General features: G+C 48.3%; 4 protein-coding genes. All 4 read left to right on the top strand.

Annotated features, from left to right (window positions below; all coding sequences use genetic code 11):
- The first annotated feature begins 163 nt into the window (after positions 1-163).
- From KDK14_RS11370 to KDK14_RS11355, 4 genes are read left to right on the top strand one after another with little or no spacing between them, the layout of a single operon-like run.
- Positions 164-1,330, top strand: a complete 1,167-nt coding sequence (locus KDK14_RS11370; protein ID WP_257265236.1) for a mechanosensitive ion channel family protein — start codon at positions 164-166, stop codon at positions 1,328-1,330.
- Positions 1,331-1,355: 25 nt separating this feature from the next.
- Positions 1,356-2,525, top strand: coding sequence for a PP2C family protein-serine/threonine phosphatase (locus KDK14_RS11365; protein ID WP_257265235.1), 1,170 nt, complete (start codon positions 1,356-1,358; stop codon positions 2,523-2,525).
- 50 nt (positions 2,526-2,575) lie between these two features.
- Positions 2,576-2,908 (top strand): STAS domain-containing protein, encoded by a 333-nt coding sequence (locus KDK14_RS11360; RefSeq protein WP_257265234.1) that lies wholly within the window; start codon positions 2,576-2,578, stop codon positions 2,906-2,908.
- 2 nt (positions 2,909-2,910) lie between these two features.
- Complete coding sequence (locus KDK14_RS11355; RefSeq protein WP_257265233.1) at positions 2,911-3,351, top strand: ATP-binding protein; 441 nt, start codon at positions 2,911-2,913, stop codon at positions 3,349-3,351.
- The last annotated feature ends 192 nt before the right edge of the window (positions 3,352-3,543 follow it).

Below are 3,543 nucleotides of genomic sequence, written 5' to 3'. Positions count from 1 at the left end.
TAGCTAAATATCCTATTATCGGGATGATCGTTCGACCGATTCTGTCGCCCTGGGTGTGCGACACATCATCTGATACCTCATCCATTTGCAATCATCTGCCAGATTCTCAATCGTTCCCTCCAAAGACTTGAGCCTCTGGCAAAGTCCAGGTTGTTGTTCCCTGTTGATAACAGGAGCACTGACACCTCCTCCAGTGAAGAAACCGGGCATGATGATGCTGCTGCTGTTTGTGAGAGTGCTTGAAAACAAACTGGCTACAATTGATAAAAATAACCAACTTGACCGCTGCATGATCATGAACCCCGAATTTATTTCATTCTACTCCCATTTGATTATTGGCTTTTTTCTCGCTGCGGCCTCATTTTATGGCATAAAGTGGCTGGCAAATTGCGGGAAAAGGGGGCAAAGGGCATTCTGGTGTCTGTCTGTCACCCTTTTGCGCAGGCCCTTGCTGACCCTGCCCTGGATGCTGTTCGTGCTCTATTCCGCCCATTACTGGCCGGGGCTTGAGCGGTCGGATGTTAATGAAACACTTGATCTGATTCAAAAACTCATTCTGACCATCTATCCTGCCTGGTTCATCTGGGAGATCAGCCTGAATATGGAAGAGGTGCTCAATTCCATGGGTGAGCGCTGGCGCGAGCGTTTGTCACCTTCAGTTCTTGCTCGTTCAGTGCAGCTGATTATCGTTGTTTCCACACTCCTGAGTCTTGCCCAGGTCTTCGGGTACAGCCTGTCAACCCTTCTGGCCTTCGGTGGTATTGGCGGTATTATTCTGGGTCTCGCTGCCAAAGACTGGCTGGCCAATTTTTTTGGTGGGTTAATGCTGATGTTGGATCGCCCCTTTACTGAGGGTGACTGGATTCGCTCACCGGACCGGTCAATTGAAGGGCATATCGAAAAGGTTGGCTGGCGCCTGACAAAAATAAGAACGTTTGATCGACGGCCAATTTATGTTCCCAATTCAATCTTTACCGGCATAGTCGTGGAGAATGCCACGCGCATGAGAAACCGACGTATGATTGAAAACTTTTCGCTTTGCTATGAAGATATCGGAAAAATATCCCGTATTCTCAGCCGGATAGATGATCTTGTTCAGAAGGTTCCTGAGGTTGACGCTCAAGAGCCCCATTATGCCGTATTCATTCGTTATGACGATTCTGGCCTTTCATGTCAGGTTCGGGTTCATATTACCAGAACCGATCGTGTTGGCTTTTTAAAGGCGCAGCAAACTATTTTGCTGCTGATTGCTGCGGTGGTTGATGAGGAAGGGGCGTTATTTGCCTATCCAACCCGAAGGATTCTTTCCGATGGGTCGATAACACAGTAGCAAATGACAATTGATAACAACGCTAATGGATATACTGATTGTTGAAGATGCCCGTGACCAGAGAATGATTCTTTCTGTGGTTTTGAAAAAGCAGGGGCATCGTGTTTTTGAGGCATCAGACGGAAATGAAGCCCTGAATGTTCTGGAAAACCATCCTGAAATCCGGATCGTCATCAGCGACTGGATAATGCCCAATATGGATGGTATAGAACTCTGTGAAGCGATCCGTAACAGTCATTTTGGATTTTATGTCTATTTCATTCTGCTAACCGGTAACTCGGATCGTGAGGCCGTGGTGGAAGGTATTAACCGCGGCGCTGATGATTTTATCAATAAGCCGGTGGATTTTGACGAGCTTGGTGCACGCCTCAATGCAGGTATTCGCATTATCGAATTAAAAGCGGCCCTTGAACATAAAATACACACCATAGAAAAGGACCTGGAGTCAGCGGCAGAGACGCAGGCCCGTCTGCTGTCTGAGCCGGCGAAAATTCAGAGCGTAGATTTTAACTGGTATTTCAAGCCAAGCCGCATTCTTGGTGGCGATATGTTTGGTTATCAGGCCCTTGATGGGGAGACGCTGGGCTTCTATCAGCTGGATGTAGCCGGACATGGTATTCCGTCAGCACTGTTTTCTTTTTCACTGAACAATACCCTGCGTGAGAACGGAGGTGGATCGGTGGTTAAGCAGTCAGTGAGCGAGCCACCTTTCTATCAGGTAAAACAACCGGATGAAGTGCTGGTGAGCCTGAATGAGCAGTTTCAGGCAAAACCTGAGGCGATGCTCTACTTCACCATAGCCTACGGGCTAATAAATAGCCGGACCGGTTCGGTGACGTTGTCGCAGGCCGGCCACCCATCATCACTGTGGTTGCAACGCGGCTCAAAATCAGTCGAAAAAATTAATTGTGATGGCGTACCGATAGGTATGATGCCGGGTATGACTTATGAAAATGTCACCATTCAGCTGCAACCTGGCGACCGACTTTTTCTTTACTCCGATGGGGTGACGGAGTGTGAAAACAATACTGGCGAAATGTTCGGTGAAGACCGGCTGGTATCTTCTCTGCAAGCGGCTTTTGATCACTCAATTGAAGCCATGATCAGCGGGGTTGAGCAGGATATTACTAACTGGACCGGAGCTGATGTTTTTGAAGATGATGTAACTTATCTGGTATTGGAGTGGCGACCATAAATCTACTGCCTTAATAATTCATGCAATGTTTATGACGCAAGGAGAGCGACATGTCATTTGAATCTAAAAGTGAATCCGGGCACACCATCGTATCGATTGATGAAACCCGGCTAGATGCTTCTCTGTCAGAGCCTCTGAGGATTTATCTGTTTGACGAGATCGACAATGGCTCCGATAACCTGGTTATTGATTTGTCCCAGGTGCGCTTTATGGACAGCAGTGGTTTGGGTGCCCTGGTAGCGGGTCTGAAAAAAATGGGAGGCGCAGGTTCAATGAAACTGGCGGGTGCCCAGCCTGCTGTTATGGATCTTTTTAGTCTTACCTCTATGGACAAGCTGTTTACCATTCTCCCGACAGTGGCCGAGGCCATTGAGGAGAAGTAAGAATGACCGACGAAAAGGGTCAGGCTGTCAGGCTTGAGATTGACAGTGAACTGGCGAATACCACTCTGATTGCCATGGCTGTGCGGGGTTTGTGCGCGATGACAACACTGTCCCCGGTGGAGGTTAATCGTGTGGAGCTGTGTGTGGTTGAGATTGTTAATAATGCTATTGAGCACGCCTACGGTAATGAAAAGGGGCATAGGGTCGAGGTTGGGGTCAGCCTTTTGCAAGCCTGCATACTGCTGACCGTCAGTGATTGGGGTAAGCCAATGGAGCAGGATAAACTGGTGAACAGGGGTATGTCTGTGGACCCTGACAACCCTGCGGCCTGGCTATGCAGCGGTAGAGGTTTGCCGATCGTCCAGAGTTTGATGGATAAAGTTGAGTATCAGACTGTTGGTGACAAAAACAGTTTTATCATGAGCAAGCAGATCAGGAGTTAGTCTGCTCACTTGTTCCGGGAGGCTGTCTGAGAATAGCGCTCAACTGGGCGTCCCCAACTGGGCGTCCCCGTAGGGAGGATTGCGATAAATTGGTCTAAAAATTTCCGATTCTGAGGAGAATACCCTGAAGGGCACAGGTAGCGGGGCTATTTGACGAAGAAGCAGGAATTTTTAGACCAATTTATCGCAACC

This window comes from Endozoicomonas sp. ONNA2, assembly GCF_024606365.1.
GTDB lineage: Bacteria > Pseudomonadota > Gammaproteobacteria > Pseudomonadales > Endozoicomonadaceae > Endozoicomonas.
Note: the sequence above shows the minus strand (reverse complement) of the source record. Positions and strands in the feature narration are given on the sequence as shown.